Origin of the sequence: Microtetraspora niveoalba (genome assembly GCF_001570405.1) — a bacterium.
Lineage (GTDB): Bacteria > Actinomycetota > Actinomycetes > Streptosporangiales > Streptosporangiaceae > Microtetraspora > Microtetraspora niveoalba.
In genome coordinates this window covers 88,682-104,307 of sequence record NZ_BBYM01000030.1, presented here as the reverse complement: position 1 = coordinate 104,307, position 15,626 = coordinate 88,682, and the positions used below count along the sequence as shown (strand labels likewise).

The window sequence follows — 15,626 nt, the reverse complement described above, 5'->3', positions numbered from 1 at the left end:
TTGAGCTAGCTTTGGGCTATCGTGGTGATATCACTTCAATAGCAAGGAGGAACGATGGAGCGTCGAGCGTTCCGTCTGAACGGCTTCGCCGTGCTGGTCGGGCTGCTGGTTCTCGGTGGCGCGATCGCCGTGATCGCGGTGAACCACTGGTCGGGAGGCGGGATGGACGGTGGATCCTTCGGCGACGACCCCGGCGACTTCGGGCTCCCGGGCCTGGCCGTGATCGCGTGGATCGTGGTCTTCTTCGTCGCGGCCAGCGGCTTCACCGTGATCAACCCCAACGAGGCCAAGGTCGTGCAGTTCCTCGGCCGGTACGTCGGCTCCGTGAGCGAGGCCGGCTTCCAGTGGGTGCTCCCGCTGACCACCAAGCAGCGTGTGAGCCGGCGTGTGCGCAACTTCGAGACCGCCAAGCTCAAGGTCAACGACGCCGACGGCAACCCGGTCGAGATCGCCGCCGTCGTCGTCTACAAGGTCGTCGACACCGGCCGGGCCGCGTTCGCGGTGGACGACTACGAGGAGTACGTGGCCATCCAGTCCGAGGCCGCGGTGCGCCACCTGGCCACCAGCCACCCGTACGACTCGCACGTCGAGGGCCGGACCAGCCTGCGGGACGGCGCCGAGGTGGCCGAGGAGCTCACGGCCGAGCTGCGCGAGCGCACCGGCCTCGCGGGGATCGAGGTGCTGGAGGCCCGCATCACCCACCTGGCGTACGCCCCCGAGATCGCCCAGGCCATGCTGGTCCGGCAGCAGGCCGCTCAGGTGGTCGCCGCGCGTGCCCACATCGTCGAGGGCGCGGTCGGTATGGTGGGTCTCGCCCTGGACCGGCTGGCCGCGCAGGGCGTGGTCGAACTCGACGAGGAGCGCAAGGCCCAGATGGTGTCCAACCTCCTGGTCGTCCTCTGCGGCGACCGGGCGACCCAGCCGGTGGTCAACGCCGGAAGCCTCTATGCCTGATCCGTCCTGATCATGGTCGAACGCAAGAAGCTGCTGCTCCGGCTCGACCCCGCCGTCTACGAGGCGGTCGCCAAATGGGCCGCCGACGACCTGCGCAGCGTCAACGCCCAGATCGAGTACGCGCTGCGCCTGGCGCTCAGGCACGCGGGCCGCGACACCCGGCGTGACGGACGGGGCGACGGCCGGAGCGAACGGAACGACGACGGCCGGAACGACGACGGGCGGGACGAGGACGGATAGCCGCCGGGCGCCGCGGGGCCCGGCGGCGCCGTCCGCGGCGGGCGCCGGGTGTGCTATGGAGGTGTCGTGACGAATCCCCAGGCCATCCCCGAGGCCGTCTCCCCGACCGATCTCCCGTCCAGTGCCCCGGCCGGTGTCCCCTCCGGTGCGGACGTCGCCTCCGGAGACGGCCCCCGGGCCGTGGACGCCAGGCCCTTCGACGCCGTCCTGTGCGACCTCGACGGCGTGATCCGCTTCTATGACATGACCGACTTGACCCGGATGGAACGTGCCGCCGGGATCGCGGAGGGCACGACCGCCGCGATCGCGCTCGCGCCGGAGAACGACCTGCCGGTGCTCCGCGGCGAGCAGACCGTCGAGCAGTGGACCGACGCCATCGCCTCCGCGCTCACCGGGCACGTTCCGGCCGAGTCGGCCCGCGAGCTGGCCACCGCGTTCGCCCGGACCTCGTTCCGCGCCGACGAGGACGTGGTGGAGCTGCTCCGCCGCGCCCAGGCGCACGTGCCCGTCGTGCTGGTGACCAACGCGACCCTTGAGGTGGAGGACGACCTCGCCCGGCTCGGGCTCGCGTACTTCGCGGACGACGTCGTGAACAGCGCCAGGGTCGGCGTGGCCAAGCCGGACCGGGCGATCTACGAGATCGCCGCCGAGCGGGCCGGCGTCCCGATGGAACGGTGCCTGTTCGTGGACGACCGGACGGAGAACGTCGAGGCCGCCGTGGCGCTCGGCATGACCGGCGTGGTGTACGGCGGCATCGCGGACCTGGAGGCGGCGCTGGCCCCGCTGCTGGACGCGGCCCCGCGGTACTGACGGGCGTCCGGGGAAAACCCCGTTCCAGGCAAACGAACCCGGAGGTTACGTCGGCGACCGGCCGGGAAGTACGCGAGCACCGGCGTGGAGGGCTCGTCCCGTCGCCGCGCTCCCCCCTCGCCGCCATATCAGCGAAGGAGCGCCGTACCGATGCGGCAACGTCCGCCTGTCACGAAGCCATCCGAGCCCGGCCCGGTCTCCGCGACCGGGACGCCGGGTCACGGCGGGAGCCGGGTGGTCCTCACCGTGCTCCACGCCGACGATCCGCCGCCGTCGCGGGATCTGCTGCGTGAGCTGGCCGGTGAGGTGAGATACGCCCGAGCGCAGGACCTGGGCGACGCCCTGCCGGGCAGTGACGCGCTGCTGCTGTGGGACGCGTTCTCGCCCGCGCTGCGTCCGGTCTGGCATCGGGCCGACGCCCTGCGCTGGATCCATGTGGCGGCGGCGGGCGTGGACCGGTTGATGTTCGACGAGCTGCGCGCGTCCGACGTGGTCGTCACGAACTCGCGCGGTGTCTTCGACCGGCCCATCGCCGAGTACGTCCTGGCCTGCGTCCTGGCCTTCGCCAAGGACCTGCCGGGATCGTGGCGGCTGCAGCGGGCGCGCCGCTGGGAACACCGCGTGACCGAGCGGATCGACGGCCGGACCGCCATGATCGTCGGAACCGGCGCCATCGGGCGGGAGATCGCGCGGATGCTCCGAGCGGTCGGCCTCACGATCCTCGGCGCGGGGCGCACCACGCGGGAGGGCGACGCCGACTTCGACGCGGTGTACGACTCGTCGCGGCTGGCGGCGGTGGTCGGGGACGTCGACTACCTGGTGAACGTGGCGCCGCTGACCCCCGAGACCCGCGGGCTCATCGGCGCCGACGTGTTCGCGGCGCTCCGGCCGTCCGCTCGGCTGATCAACGTCGGCAGGGGGGAGACGGTCGACACCGGCGCCCTCGTCGAGGCGCTGCGTTCGGGACGACTCGCCGGGGCGGCGCTCGACGTCTTCGAGGAGGAGCCGCTGCCCGCCGGGCATCCGCTGTGGTCGTTCCCGCAGGTGCTGATCTCCCCGCACATGAGCGGCGACGCGGCGGGCTGGCGGGGCGCTCTCGCGGACGTGTTCCTGGACAACCTGCGCCGGTACGCCACGGGCGCGCCGCTGGCCAACGTGGTGGACAAGCGGCTCGGGTTCGTCCCCTCGCACTGACGACCCTGCCCGTACCGCACGGCACAGCACAGCACAGCACGGCCACGCACAGCACGGCACGGCACGGCACGGCGATGGCAGGCGCGGGACGGGACGGGTGAACAGGCGCCCGCGCTCATTCGCGCAGCGGGAGGCGGAGCACGAACCTCGCGCCGCGCGGGCAGTCGGCGATCCTGAGCGTGCCGCCGTGGTTCTCGGCGATCTGCCGGGCGATCGGCAGGCCGAGCCCGGTGCCCCCGGCGTCCTTCTTCCGCGAGGAGTCGAGGCGTACGAACCGCTGGAAGACGGCCTCCCGCTGCTCGGGAGGGATGCCGTCGCCGTCGTCGAGGACTTCGAGCACTCCGGTCCCGCCCTCCCGGATGACCGTGACCGTCACGGTGCTCTCGGCGTGGCGCTCCGCGTTGTCGAGGAGGTTGCCGAGCAGGCGGGCCAGATGGAGCCGGTCGCCGCTGACCGTCACGCCGGGCGTGAGCCGTTCGGCGATCGCGACGCCGCGCGGGCGCAGCGCCAGTTCGGAGGTCACCAGCTCGGCCAGATCGACGGGGTCGCGCCGGGCGGGGGCGCCCGCGTCCAGCCGGGCGACCTGGAGGAGGGAGGTGACGAGGGACTGCAGCCGTTCCACGCTGTCCAGCAGGGTCTGCGCGGTGTTCTCCCAGTCGGTGTCCTCGGGGTGGAGGAGGGCCTCCTCGATCTCGGTGTGGATGGCGGTCAGCGGGCTGCGCAGGTCGTGGGAGGCGTCGGAGGCGAAGCGGCGCTGCCGTTCGACCGCCGTCTCGGCCCGGTCGAGCGTCTGGTTCGCGCGTTCGGCGAGCCGCCGCAGCTCGTCGTGGAACCAGGGGACGGGGACGCGCTGGCTCAGGTCGCCGACCGTGATCTCGGCCAGCTTGGACGTCATGGCGTCGACCGGGGCGAGGGTCCTGCTCACGATGCGGTAGGCGGCCAGGGCGGTCGCTCCCACGAGGAGGATCCAGCCGGCGAGGAGTGCTCCCAGCAGCCTGAGGTTGACGTACCAGGGGACGTCGGGCACCACCATGTGGAGCCGCCACATCCCGTCGGTCATGTGGAAGGGGAAGTAGATGCCGATCTTGCACTCGCCGGGGAAAGCGCGCAGGTCGCAGATGTTCCTGGTGGCGTAGACGGTGGCCCGGGAGACCAGCCTGTTCATCGGCGGGGCGTGCGCCACGTTGGGGGTGGCGGCGACGAGCACGCCGGACGGGTTGAACACCTGGATCGCGCTGCCGGGGCTGTCGGGCAGCGGCGGGACGTGCCCGTTCTCGCGGACCTGCTGGCTGATCTCCACGGCCCGGCCGACCAGGTTCTTCGCGCGGTACTCCCTGACGTTCTGCCGGATGGCGATCACGGCGAGGACGACGATGACAGTGCAGATCAGCGCCATGACAGCGCTCGTGATCACTGTCAGGCGGGTTCTTATCGAGCAGCGCTGCCACATGCTCACGGGGGCTCTGCCGTCGCCCACGTGATCACACTAGGCCAAAACTTTCCGACAAAAGGAAGATTGCGCACCAAAACTGGTCAAGATGGCAAGAATGTCGCATCGGGGATCGGGTCCGGTCCGGTTCCCGAAATCCGGACCCGGCCCCGATCCGACATCGGCCTGACACGGCGAGACGCCCGGCCCGAGCCGAATGCCGGGGGGCGCCGATCGGCACGGGTCAGGACTTGCCGCACCACGCCTTCACCGCGACGATCACCTTGAAGGCCTGTACCCGGGTGATCGCCGTGTCGCCCTTGGACAGCTCCGCGACCGTGTACTGGGGGAGGCTCATGCCGCCCTCGTCGGGCTTGAGGATGCGCTGGCAGACCAGGCCGCCCTGCCGGATCGCCCGGTCCTCGTTCGCGGCGAGTTCGGGCGAGATCGCCCGGAGGGACTCCAGGTAGACCGCGCGTTCTCCGGCGTTCGGGGTGGGGAGGGTCTCGGCCGTACGGGCGGCCGCGCTCTTGGCCGGCTTGGCCTCCGGGGCGGTGTCGTCGCCCCCGGTCAGGAAGAAGACGGCGGCGCCGATCGCGGCGAGGACCACGATCGCGATGACGATGAACAGCGGAGCCTTGCTGCCGGGCTTGCGGCGCGAGGGCGGCGGCGTCGGCGCGGGAGGCGTGGGGTGCGTGGGGGGCGTGAAGGTGGGGGGCTGCGGCTGCGGCGGCGGTTGCTGCTGCCATTGCGGCTGCGGCGGGTGGTCGTACGGCTGCTGCTGATAGCCAGGCGTTTGGTGCATGATTTGGAACGTAGAGCCCCCGGCTCCGACTTGTCCCGGCCAAACGTCTAAATGTCCACTTTTGGTCGGCGCTAATCCTGTTTTTGATCTTTTAAACGCGACATAAAGCGCGATCGGCCGCCCAAAGGTGAAAAAGCGTCAAAGGGTGATTTAGGGCGGCTTGTTCGCTCGGGGAGCGGAGAGACCCGAGGAAGGCCCCACGTGTCTCGCGAAGGGAGACCCCTCATGTCCGGACTCCCTCGGCTGCCGTTCCCGCGGAACGACGTCCTGGAGATCTCCCCCGAGTTCGGGCAGCTCAGAGCCACCGAGCCGATCAGCAGGGTACGCACCGAGATCGGCGACGAAGCCTGGCTGGTGAGCGGCTGGGAGGAGATCAGGCGGATCTTCGCCGACGACCGGTTCGGCCGGTCGCACCCCGCCCCCGAGTCGGCGCCCCGGCTCTCCCACAGCGCGTTCGCCGGAGGCCCGACCGGCGACCACGCCACCGAACACGAGGTCCACGACTCCATGCGGCGGTTGCTCGCCCCCGCGTTCTCGGCGCGGCGGATGCGGCGCCTCTCCGCCCACGTCGAGCACCTCGTGGACCAGCTGCTCGACCGGATGGCCGGACAGGGGCCGCCCGCGGACCTGCACGCGTGCCTGTCCGTCCCGCTCCCGATCCAGGTGATCTGCGAGCTGCTGGGCGTGCCGTACGCGGACAGGGAACGGTTCCGGGCGATCGCGGAGGAGATGACGGACCTGTCCGATCCGAAACGGTCCGCCGCCGCCCAGGCGGAGATGAACGCGTACAGCTACGCGATCGTGCGGGCCAAGCGGGAGCGGCCCGGCGAGGACGTGTACACCGACCTCGCCACCGCGGAGCTGCCCGAGCAGGAGATCGCCAGGATCGCGGGCGGCCTCCTGTTCGCCGGGCACGAGACGACCGTCAACCAGATCGACCACGGCGTGCTGCTCCTCCTACGCGACCCGGCGCAGCGGGACGCCCTGGCCCGCGACCCCGGGCGGGCCGGCGCGGCGGTGGAGGAGATCCTGCGGATGGCCGCGCCCAGCCAGCACGGGCTGGTCCGGTACGCGCACGAGGACGTCGAGATCGGCGGCGTCACGATCCGGGCCGGTGAGCTGGTGGTGCTGGCGACCTTCGCCGCGAACCGGGACGAGCGCGCCTACCCCGACCCCGACCGGTTCGACATCGGGCGCGAGAGCGAGAACCCGCACGTCGGCTTCGGCTACGCGGGCCGCTACTGCCTGGGGGCGAGTCTCGCCAGGGTGGAGCTGCGGGCCGTCTTCCAGGCGCTCTTCCCGCGCTTCCCCGCGCTGCGCCTGGCCGTGCCGCGGGAGCGCCTGGAGGCGCGCGCCCACCGCCTCACCGGAGGGTTCGCCGCGCTCCCCGTCACCTGGTGACGCCCCCCAGCCGGTCGCGCCGCTCACGGAGCGCTCAGGCCAGGGGCAGCATCGAGCCGGGCAGCCGCCCGCCGCGGGCGTAGACGGCGCACATCACGTCCCGGTCGCCGTCGGCCCACGTCTCCTCCGTGGGCATGATCGGATAGAAGTCCAGCCCGGAGGCCGCCCCACCCGGCCAGTTCCGGTCGAACATCGCCGCGCACCTGCGCCACGAGAACGACGCGAGCGCCGCGCGGTCCCAGGGGCCGTCCTGCGCCTCGGCGAAGCCGTACGACTGGTTGTCCGCCCCTTCGGCGCACGGTGTGTACACCACCACCGGCTCTCCGGCGGACCGCGAGTAGGTCGGGTCGGTGAAGCACTCGCCGCCCTCGATGGTGAGGATGCCGGTGGTCCGCGCCGTGACGAAGGAGTCGTCCTTCACGACGGCCGGCGCGGGCGGCACGACGAAGAGCAGGCCGAGCGCGGCGGCGCCCGGAAGCAGTGTCCAGCGCCGGGCGGCGGTCCGCCGGGCGGCACGGATGGGCATCGCCGTCACCTGTCCGTCGTGTCGTTCGGGGATCGTTCCGGTCAAGCCGGGTGTTTTCGGTCGCGTCGCTTCGCCGCGATCGTAGACGGCCCCCGGTGAACGCCGGGCCAACGGCGCATGACGCCAAAACGGGGGATCATCAGTTCATCTCCCGGCCAGCCGGAAGACGATCAGCGGTCAGCCGCTCCTGGATGAATTTCGGACGTCCGCCCGCAGCCGACGGGCGGGCACAGCCCCCTCATCCAATGGAGTGAAGCGAACGTGAGTGACGTCAGGAGACCGTGGCCGCTCGGGTCCCGGCCGGGCAAGCTGGCGACGGCCGGAGCCGGCGCGCTGCTCGTCGCCGGACTGTCCGTCGGCCCCATGGCCTTCGGCGCGGCGACTCCGCCCGTCCATCCCGCCTCCGAGGTGCACAAGCCGTCCCCCGTCCCGGACCGGATCATCCTCACCCCGACCACCACACCGTCCAGCAGCCAGAAGGTGACCTGGCGCGCCGAGGCGACCGCCGAGAACGCCCAGGCGCAGATCCTGGAGGCGCCGCGCGCGCTCGGCCAGGTCCTCCCGGCCGCGGGCGCGGTGAAGACCGTCATGGCCGGCTCCACCACACCGGTGAACACGACCCTGGGATACGCCTCGACCTACCACACCGTCGAGTTCACCGGCCTGAAGCCGAACACCCGGTACACGTACCGGGTGGGCGACGGCGCCAACTGGAGCGCGTGGACGGACTTCACCACGGCGGCCGCCGGGTTCGAGCCGTTCTCGTTCGTCTACTACGGCGACGCGCAGAACTACCTCGACTCCGCGGTGCCGCGTGTCTTCCGCCAGGCGTTCGCCGACCGGCCGCAGGCCAGGGCGATCGTCAACGCCGGCGACCTCATCGACTCCGCGAACAGCGAGGAGCAGTGGGGTCAGTGGTTCCGGGCCGGCGGGTTCATCGACAGCCAGGTCAACAACATCTCGATCCCCGGCAACCACGAGTACAGCAACGGGTTGTCGGCCTTCTGGCGGCCGCAGTTCCCGTATCCCGACAACGGGCCGGGCAACGCCGAACTGAAGCAGACCGCGTACACCGTCGACTACCAGGGCGTGCGCTTCATCGGCCTCGACTCCAACTACCAGAGCAACGCCACGCTGATGGCGGACCAGACGCGCTGGCTGGAGGGCCTGCTCAAGGACAACCCCAACAAGTGGACCGTCGTCACGTTCCACCACCCCGTCTACTCGACCACCGGCACCCGGAACAACGCGCAGGTCCGCGACCAGTGGGGGCCGCTGTTCGAGAAGTACGGCGTGGACCTGGTCCTGCAGGGCCACGACCACTCGTACGGCCGGGGCAACGTCCAGACCGCGCGGAAGACCGCCGCCGTCCACAACGGCGTCGTCTACGTCGTGTCCGTGTCCGGGGGCAAGATGTACGCCCTCAACAAGGGCGAGAACTGGACCGGCAACGGCGCCGAGGTCGTGAGCACCAGCGAGAACACGCAGCTCTACCAGCTCATCGACGTCGAGGCGGACAGCATCCGGTTCGAGTCGCGGTACGCCAACGGCGAGCACCACGACGGCTTCCTCGTCCGCAAGAACGACAAGGGCGAGCGCACGGTCAACGAGATCCGCACCGCGGAGAACACGGCCGGCGAGCAGGTGGCGGTCGACAGGACCACGGTCGAGAAGAAGGGCTCCCTCCAGGTCACGGCGTACGGCTACGACCCGGGCGAGCAGGTGACCGTCCGGCTGCGCGCGGCCGCCGCCGAGGACAGGGGCAGGGGCGAGGGCCACGGCGACGTCGAGATCGGCCGGGCGCAGGCCGACGAGCTGGGCCGGCTGACCTACGACCTCCGCCTCCCGGCCAACGTCAAGGACGGAACGTACGTGGTCGCCCTGGACAGCCAGAACCAGCGGATCACCAGCCCCGTCGTCACCGTCACCAAGAAGTGACCGCGACCGTGCCGGGGGCCGGATCCCGCCGGGTTTCCCGGGTTCTCTCCGGGGCCCGGCCCCTGGCACGGCTCCGTCCGGGAGAACACATGCCCCTGCCCCTCCTGCGGGCGCTCCTCTGCCCGCTCCTCGCCGCCGTCGTCGTCGGGGGTCTCGCCCCGGCGGCGGCCGCCCACCCCTTCGGCCCGCCCTCGACCGCCAGGGTCAGCGTGGAAGGCGCGACCGTGGCCGTCGCCTGGCACGCCGCCGAGGACGACTGGGTCGCCCTCGGCCAGTCGCTCGGCGCCTTCGAGGACCCGTCCGCCGGCGCGGTCTCCGTGGAGCTGACGGGGGAGCAGAAGCTCCAGCGCTCCACGGCCGTACGCGACTACCTGCTCGCCCGCGTGGCGGTCGCGCGGGACGGCCGGCGTTGCCCCGGACGGCTGGAGCCCCTGGAGCGGCTGCTCGCCGACGGCGCGCGGTTCACGTTCGAGTGCCCGGGACCGGTGGTCGACGCCGACGTCACGGTCGAGGCGCTCACCGACCTCAACGCGTCCTATCGCACGGTGATCGTCGCGGACACGCCCGCCACGCCGGATCGTGCGCTCCTCACCGCCGCGCACCCCACCGAGCGGCTGCGCTTCACATCCTCGGCGGAGGGGGCCGGCGCCCTGCCCGGCGGCCTGGCCGGCGGGTTGGCGGGCGGTCTGGCCGCGGCCGGCGCGGCCGTGCTCGGCGCGCTCCTGTGGCGGCGCCGCCGGGCCGGGGGTGTCCGGGCATGACGGCCGGCACGCAGTCGGAGAACTATCTGATCGGCCTCTTCGACGGCGCCGGTGCGGCGTGGCTGGTCCTGGCCGTGGCGTTCGGCGTGGGGGCGCTGCACGCGGTCGCGCCCGGGCACGGCAAGAGTGTGACGGCCGCCTACCTCGTCGGCACGCGGGGCCGTTACCGGCACGCGGTCCGGTTGGGGGTGATCGTGGCGCTGATGCACACGTTCTCGGTGCTGGTCCTCGCGCTGGCCTGGGTCGGCCTGTCGAGCGCCGCCTTCGACACCAAGACGGTCACCGCGTGGCTGCAGGTGCCCGCCGGGCTGGTCGTGATCGCCGTCGGCGTCCACCTCGTCCGCCGGCACCTGGCCGCCCGATCCCAGGAGCGGCAGCACGGCCACGGGCACGGGCACGGGCACGGGCATGGACACGGGCACGGGCACGGCGGGGAGGGGCCGGTCGATCCGTGGTCGCGGCGCGGGCTCACCGCGCTGGCGGTCTCCGGCGGGCTGGTCCCCTCGCCGTCGGCGTTCATCGTCCTGGTGAGCGGGCTGCTCACGGGGCGCGCGCTCGTCGCCGTCCTCGTCGTCGTCGCGTTCGGCGTGGGGATGGCGGTCACGCTGACCGCCGTCGGCGTCCTGACGATCAGGGGGTCGGCGCTGCTCGCGGGCCGTACGAGAGGGGCGCGGCTCGCCCTCGCCGTGTCCTCGTGGAGTCCCGCGCTCGCGGGGGTCGCCGTCTCGGCCAGCGGCTGCCTCTACGTCGCCACCGCCATCGGCGCGCTCACGTCCTGAACCGCCCGGTCACGTGACCGCCCGGCGGGCTCGCGTCCGCGGGTGCGGGCGCTGACGCGAGCCGTACCGGCCGGAGGCGGACCGTGGACCCGCGAGGCGACGCGGGTCCACGGAGACCGCCGTCAGAAACCGGCCGTGATCTTGGTGAACTCCCAGTTGTCCTGCGCGATGCCGCTGCAGTTCTCGGACACGCCGCCGCCCGGGCACGGACGGTCGCGGTTGGCGGACCAGAAGGCGAGGCGGGTCAGGCCCTTGGACAGCGCCCAGTCACGGATCTGGGTCCAGGTCGCCGGGCTGGTCAGCTCCTGCTGGTCGGACAGGCCGTTCATGCCCGAGATGCCCATGTGCGCGTACGCCTGCGCGTCGGTCCAGCCGTTGGCGGACTTGAGCGCGTTCTTCAGGCCCTCGGCCGCGTTGACCGTGTTCTGGTACATGTTGGCGCCGCCGCCGAAGTCGAACGGCATGATCGTGTAGTTGTCGATCGGGACCGCCAGCGCCTTGGCCTGGTTGATCAGGCGGACGCCGTGCGAGTTCGGGCCCGTGGTGGTGGTGCCGAAGGTGACCACGATCTTGACGTTCGGGTTGTTCTGCTTGACGATCTTCAGCGCGTTCAGGATGCGGTCCTGCACGGTGTAGTTCTCGAACTCGTCGGTGTTCTCGATGTCGAAGTCGACCACCGCCGGGCCCACCGCGTCGATGACCTGCTGCACCGCGCCCGCGAACGCGGCCGGGGTGGAGCAGTTCGGGCCGAGCTTGTTGCCCTGCCAGCCGCCGAAGGAGATCTGGACGCTGCCGCCCTTGGACTTGATCGTCGAGATCGCCTGGGCGTCGGTGCCGCCGGAGAGCGGGCGCTGCCCGTCCCACGCCGGGGTGCAGCCGCCGCTGGACAGGATGAACGCCATGGTGAAGGACTTGATCCCGGTCGCGTCCATGACCGTCGCCGGGCTCGGCGGGTTGCCCCAGCCCATGTAGAGGTACGGCGCGCCCGGAAGGCGGCCGCCGGTCTGGCAGCCGGTGGTGCTGCCGCTGACCGAGCCGCTCGCCGCCGACTCGCCGTTCGCGTTGTACGCCTTGACGGTGTAGGTGTGCGACGAGCAGGCGCCCAGATTGGAGACCGTGGCGGTGGTCCCGGTCACCTGGGCGACCTGGGTGCCGCCCTCGTAGACGCGGTAGCCCGTCACGGTGCCGCTCGACGCCGACCAGGACAACGAGATCGACGAGTTGGTGCTCCCGGTGACCGTGGGCGTGCCCGGGACCCCCGGCGCTCCGTTGCCGGCCTGGGTGCTGGCGGTCAGCGTGTTGCTCGGGTCGGAGAGGTTGCCCGCCGCGTCCGTGGCGCGGACCGTGTAGCTGTACGAGGTGCCCGCGGCCAGGCCGCCGTCGGTGTACGTCGTGCCGGTGACGGTCGTCACCAGGCTGCCGCCCCGGTAGATCTGGTAGCCGGTGACGCCGACGTTGTCGGTGGAGGCGTTCCAGGCCAGCGAGATGCTGCTGGTCGTGCTGCCCGTGCTGCGCAGGTTCCCCGGGACGGTGGGCGGCGTGGGGTCGCCGGTCCCGCCGCCGGCCACCTTCCACAGGGCCGGCACGTTCGACGGCTCCCAGCCGGGAAGGGAGGTGTGCGCCTGGATGCACTCGTAGTCGACGCCGTTGTACGTCACCCGGGCGCCGACGCTGTACGCGGTCCACGCCTGCCAGGCCGGGTACGCGGCGACCGTGGCGGAGGCTCCGTACGTCACCGAGGTGGTGACGGTGGCGCCGACGGTGGCCATCGCGAGGGCGGCGAGCGCCGCCGTCGCCGTGCGACGTAATCTCATCCGCGTTCTCATTCGCGCTCCTTGGGGGGTTAGGGGAGGGTGGCGAGGTGAGGCTTGACGGTCTTGGAGAAGTTCCAGTTGTTGCCGGCGTCCCAGTTGATGGACCAGGTCATCGCGCCCCTGATCTCGGGATAGGCGCGCGGCGGGACGAAGGTGCCGCAGTTGGTGCGGGTCGCCAGGCAGGTGAGGGCCTGGTTGACGAGGGACGGTGACACGACGCCGCCTCCGGCCGCGCCGGGACCGGCGGGCAGGCCGAGGGCGACCTGGTCGGGGCGCAGCCCGTTCTCCAACTGGATGCAGGCGAGCGCGGTCATGAAGTTGACCGTCCCCTGCGAGTAGGCGGCCGCCTGGTCGCAGCCGAGCATGGAGCCCGAGTTGTAGTACTGCGTGTGGACGACGGTGAGGATGTCCTTGATGCTCAGCGCGAGCTTGAAGTACTCCATCCCGGTCGACTGCATGTCGATGGTCTGCGGCGCCATCGTGATGATCAGTCCGGCGCCGACCTTGGCGCGCAGGGAGCGCAGCGCCTGGGCCATGTAGGTGGCGTTGAGGCCGTTCTCCAGGTCGATGTCCACCCCGTCGAAGCCGTAGCTCTGGATCAGGGCGTACATGGAGTCGGCGAACTTCGTCGCGGCGGCGGCGCTGCCCACCTGGACCCGCCCGGCCTCGCCGCCGACCGAGAGGATGACCTTCTTGCCGCGCGCGTGCAGGGTCTGCAGGTCGGCCTTGAACTCCGCGTCCGTGTATCCCCCGAGCGAGCGGGACAGGCCGGGGTCGACGGCGAAGGAGACCTCGCCGGGCGTCGAGGTGGCCTCGCCGAACGCGACGGCGACCAGGTCGTACTCGTTCGGCACGGCCGACAGCTTCAGCTCGACGGTCGGGTTGTCGAAGTTGTGCCAGTACCCGGTGAGGAAGTGCTTGGGCAGCGGCCCGATCGGGCAGCCGGTCGTGGTGACGGACACCGGGTCGCTCGCCGGGCCCTCGCCGACGGAGTTGTACGCGGTGACCGTGTAGGAGTAGGCCGTGCAGGCGGTCAGGCCGGTGATCGGGTGGGAGGTGCCGGTGACGGTGGCCACGAGCGTGCCGCCGGAGCGGATCCGATAGCCGGTGACCGTCCCGGTGGCCGCCGGCCAGTTCAGGGTGAGGCCCGTGTCGCCGACCTGCCCGGCGGTGACCGTCCCCACCTTGCCGGGCACGCCGCTGGAGCAGCCGGTGGTCGAGCCCGAGACGGAGTCGCTCGCCGCCGACTCGCCCGCCGCGTTGTACGCCTTGACGGTGAAGGTGTGCGACGAGCAGGTGGCGAGGCCGGTGACCGTGGCGGTGGTGCCGGTCACGGAGGCCCGCTGGGTGGATCCCTCGTAGACGCGGTAGCCGGTCACGGTGCCGGTGGCCGCGCCCCAGCTCAGGGAGATCGAGCCGTCGGTGGCCCCGGTGACGCTCGGGGCGCCGGGCTTGCCGGGGACCTGGACGTCCGAGCCGCCGCAGGCGCCGCCGTTCACGGTGCAGTTGGAGATGCCGGAGAAGTTGCCGGGCGTGCCGTTGAAGCCGAAGCTCTGGCTGGCCCCGGCGGCGAGCGCCCCGGCCCAGGAGGGCGGGGTGAAGGTGTAGTGCTGGCCGCTGCGGGCCATGGTCGCGTCCCAGGCGGACGGGATGGAGAACCCGGCCGGCAGGTCGAACTGGACGGACCAGTTCACGGGGGAGGACGTGCCGTTGGTCACGGTCACCCGGCCCTCGAACCCGGAGCCCCAGTCCTGGGTCTTGGTGAAGGTGGCGGTGACCGACGCGGCGGCCTGGGCGGGCAGCGCGACGAGGCTCAGGAACAGGGTCGCCAGGGCGACCAGGGTGGCGCGTAACTTCATGTTCACCTCGGGTCGGGGGTGGGGGGTGCCGTACGGCCCGCGCCCGAGGAGGCGGCGGACGCGAGCCGTACGGGGAGGACCGCGACGGGAGAGCGCGTCGCGGCCGGGGGCCGGCCTGCGGGTGGCGGCTCCGCCCGTCTCGCGTCGCTGGAGAGAGCGGGCGGAGCCGCGAATCTTTTAAGAAAGTTTCCTAAGAGTTGTGGCGATCGTAGCTTTGACACCGCGTCGTTACAAGGCCCAAAACTCCTGCCGCGCCACCGCTGCCGCCCGGGGCGGGTCGCCCGCGGCGGTCCCCGTCACCTGGGCGCGAAATCCACCAGGGCGTCGGGCTTGCGCGCCAGGTCGGGCACCTCCGCGTCCGCCGCCGCGTACCCCACCGGGAACAGGATGTACGGCCGCTCGTTGGCCGGCCGCTCACAGATCTCGCCGAGGAACGCCATCGGATTCGGCGTGTGGGTGAGCGTGGACAGGCCCATCTCGTGCAGCGCCGCGATGAACAGGCCGCAGGCGATGCCGACGCTCTCGTTGACGTAGTAGTGCTTGACCCGGGTGCCGTCGGGCCGCAGGCCGTACTTCTCGGCGAAGCAGACCACCAGCCAGGGCGCCACCTCCAGATAACCCTTGTCCGAGGTGGTCTCCAGCGGGGCGAGCGCCGCGCGCCACTCGGGGGTGAGCCGGCCGCCCTCGTAGTTCTGCCGCTCCTCGGCCTCGGCGGCCTCCCTGATCCGCCGCTTGGTCGCGGCGTCGCCGACCAGGACGAACTTCCACGGCTGCTGGTGCGCCCCCGACGGCGCGGTGTTCGCCGCCCGCACCGCGAGCTCCAGGCACTCGCGCGGCACCGGCTCGTCGCTGAAGAAGCGCACGCTCCTGCGCCGGTCGAGGTGCTCGTAGAACGCCCGTCCCCGGGCGATCATCTCCTGCTCGCCGTACCGCGCCGGACGGTACGGGACGAACGGGTGGGAATGCTCACGTGACATCACAACCTCCGCTGCTGTCAGATACGCAGGCGTAGTTTGGTTTGTCGTGTCAGACCGGGCAACAGGCGCCCCGATTCACTGCCAGATCGGCAGTTTCCGGGCCGGCTCGCGTCGCGGAGGTGGGCAGATTGGCGAGAGC

General features: G+C 71.7%; 14 protein-coding genes. 8 read left to right on the top strand and 6 right to left on the bottom strand.

Features of this window, described 5'->3' with window-relative positions; translation table 11 throughout:
• Positions 1-54: 54 nt before the first annotated feature.
• From AWQ70_RS27435 to AWQ70_RS27420, 4 genes are all read left to right on the top strand, one after another.
• On the top strand, positions 55-954 hold the full coding sequence (locus tag AWQ70_RS27435) for an SPFH domain-containing protein (RefSeq protein WP_067181881.1): 900 nt from the start codon (positions 55-57) through the stop codon (positions 952-954).
• A 12-nt stretch (positions 955-966) separates the two neighbouring features.
• Positions 967-1,194, top strand: a complete 228-nt coding sequence (locus AWQ70_RS27430) for a type II toxin-antitoxin system antitoxin (protein WP_067181878.1) — start codon at positions 967-969, stop codon at positions 1,192-1,194.
• A 66-nt stretch (positions 1,195-1,260) separates the two neighbouring features.
• Positions 1,261-2,004 carry an HAD family hydrolase gene (locus tag AWQ70_RS27425; RefSeq protein WP_245647172.1) on the top strand — a complete coding sequence of 248 codons (744 nt, stop codon included), beginning with the start codon at positions 1,261-1,263 and terminating at the stop codon, positions 2,002-2,004.
• Positions 2,005-2,154: 150 nt separating this feature from the next.
• The gene (locus tag AWQ70_RS27420; protein WP_084517867.1) at positions 2,155-3,198 is read left to right on the top strand and encodes a D-2-hydroxyacid dehydrogenase; all 1,044 of its coding nucleotides are present in this window, start codon (positions 2,155-2,157) and stop codon (positions 3,196-3,198) included.
• A gap of 115 nt (positions 3,199-3,313) precedes the next feature.
• Here AWQ70_RS27420 and AWQ70_RS27415 read toward each other — a convergent pair whose 3' ends face one another.
• Both AWQ70_RS27415 and AWQ70_RS27410 read right to left on the bottom strand, forming a co-directional pair.
• Positions 3,314-4,675, bottom strand: a complete 1,362-nt coding sequence (locus AWQ70_RS27415; protein WP_084517866.1) for a sensor histidine kinase — start codon at positions 4,673-4,675, stop codon at positions 3,314-3,316.
• 196 nt (positions 4,676-4,871) lie between these two features.
• A complete protein-coding gene (locus tag AWQ70_RS27410; RefSeq protein WP_067181871.1) occupies positions 4,872-5,432 on the bottom strand; it encodes a flagellar basal body-associated FliL family protein in 561 nt (186 codons plus the stop codon).
• Between the two features lie 225 nt (positions 5,433-5,657).
• On the opposite strand from AWQ70_RS27410, the gene AWQ70_RS27405 reads away from it, so the two are divergent.
• A complete protein-coding gene (locus AWQ70_RS27405; RefSeq protein WP_067181868.1) occupies positions 5,658-6,833 on the top strand; it encodes a cytochrome P450 in 1,176 nt (391 codons plus the stop codon).
• Positions 6,834-6,867: 34 nt separating this feature from the next.
• Here the strand turns inward: AWQ70_RS27405 and AWQ70_RS27400 are convergent, their stop codons facing one another.
• On the bottom strand, positions 6,868-7,359 hold the full coding sequence (locus AWQ70_RS27400; protein WP_157530468.1) for a hypothetical protein: 492 nt from the start codon (positions 7,357-7,359) through the stop codon (positions 6,868-6,870).
• 261 nt (positions 7,360-7,620) lie between these two features.
• Here AWQ70_RS27400 and AWQ70_RS27395 point away from each other — a divergent pair, with 261 nt between their 5' ends.
• The 3 genes from AWQ70_RS27395 (at position 7,621) to AWQ70_RS27385 (ending at position 10,837) form a co-directional block, all read left to right on the top strand.
• The gene (locus AWQ70_RS27395) at positions 7,621-9,297 is read left to right on the top strand and encodes a purple acid phosphatase family protein (RefSeq protein ID WP_067181862.1); all 1,677 of its coding nucleotides are present in this window, start codon (positions 7,621-7,623) and stop codon (positions 9,295-9,297) included.
• Between the two features lie 89 nt (positions 9,298-9,386).
• Positions 9,387-10,058 carry a hypothetical protein gene (locus tag AWQ70_RS27390; RefSeq protein WP_067181859.1) on the top strand — a complete coding sequence of 224 codons (672 nt, stop codon included), beginning with the start codon at positions 9,387-9,389 and terminating at the stop codon, positions 10,056-10,058.
• Complete coding sequence (locus AWQ70_RS27385) at positions 10,055-10,837, top strand: nickel/cobalt transporter (RefSeq protein WP_067181856.1); 783 nt, start codon at positions 10,055-10,057, stop codon at positions 10,835-10,837. Before AWQ70_RS27390 ends, AWQ70_RS27385 begins: the two co-directional genes overlap by 4 nt.
• A 122-nt stretch (positions 10,838-10,959) precedes the next feature.
• On the opposite strand, the gene AWQ70_RS27380 is transcribed toward AWQ70_RS27385, so the two are convergent.
• The 3 genes from AWQ70_RS27380 to AWQ70_RS27370 form a co-directional block, all read right to left on the bottom strand.
• On the bottom strand, positions 10,960-12,651 hold the full coding sequence (locus tag AWQ70_RS27380) for a fibronectin type III domain-containing protein (RefSeq protein WP_067181853.1): 1,692 nt from the start codon (positions 12,649-12,651) through the stop codon (positions 10,960-10,962).
• Positions 12,652-12,680: 29 nt separating this feature from the next.
• Positions 12,681-14,510 carry a cellulose binding domain-containing protein gene (locus AWQ70_RS39315; protein ID WP_157530466.1) on the bottom strand — a complete coding sequence of 610 codons (1,830 nt, stop codon included), beginning with the start codon at positions 14,508-14,510 and terminating at the stop codon, positions 12,681-12,683.
• A 296-nt stretch (positions 14,511-14,806) separates the two neighbouring features.
• The gene (locus AWQ70_RS27370) at positions 14,807-15,487 is read right to left on the bottom strand and encodes a nitroreductase family protein (RefSeq protein WP_067181850.1); all 681 of its coding nucleotides are present in this window, start codon (positions 15,485-15,487) and stop codon (positions 14,807-14,809) included.
• Positions 15,488-15,626: the final 139 nt, after the last annotated feature.

Coding starts and splice junctions, on each gene's coding strand:
- AWQ70_RS27435 (WP_067181881.1), top strand. CDS start 55: ATGGAGCGTCGAGCGTTCCGTCTGAACGGCTTCGCCGTGCTGGTCGGG.
- AWQ70_RS27430 (WP_067181878.1), top strand. CDS start 967: ATGGTCGAACGCAAGAAGCTGCTGCTCCGGCTCGACCCCGCCGTCTAC.
- AWQ70_RS27420 (WP_084517867.1), top strand. CDS start 2,155: ATGCGGCAACGTCCGCCTGTCACGAAGCCATCCGAGCCCGGCCCGGTC.
- AWQ70_RS27410 (WP_067181871.1), bottom strand. CDS start 5,432: ATGCACCAAACGCCTGGCTATCAGCAGCAGCCGTACGACCACCCGCCG.
- AWQ70_RS27405 (WP_067181868.1), top strand. CDS start 5,658: ATGTCCGGACTCCCTCGGCTGCCGTTCCCGCGGAACGACGTCCTGGAG.
- AWQ70_RS27400 (WP_157530468.1), bottom strand. CDS start 7,359: ATGCCCATCCGTGCCGCCCGGCGGACCGCCGCCCGGCGCTGGACACTG.
- AWQ70_RS27390 (WP_067181859.1), top strand. CDS start 9,387: ATGCCCCTGCCCCTCCTGCGGGCGCTCCTCTGCCCGCTCCTCGCCGCC.
- AWQ70_RS27385 (WP_067181856.1), top strand. CDS start 10,055: ATGACGGCCGGCACGCAGTCGGAGAACTATCTGATCGGCCTCTTCGAC.
- AWQ70_RS27380 (WP_067181853.1), bottom strand. CDS start 12,651: ATGAGATTACGTCGCACGGCGACGGCGGCGCTCGCCGCCCTCGCGATG.
- AWQ70_RS39315 (WP_157530466.1), bottom strand. CDS start 14,510: ATGAAGTTACGCGCCACCCTGGTCGCCCTGGCGACCCTGTTCCTGAGC.
- AWQ70_RS27370 (WP_067181850.1), bottom strand. CDS start 15,487: ATGTCACGTGAGCATTCCCACCCGTTCGTCCCGTACCGTCCGGCGCGG.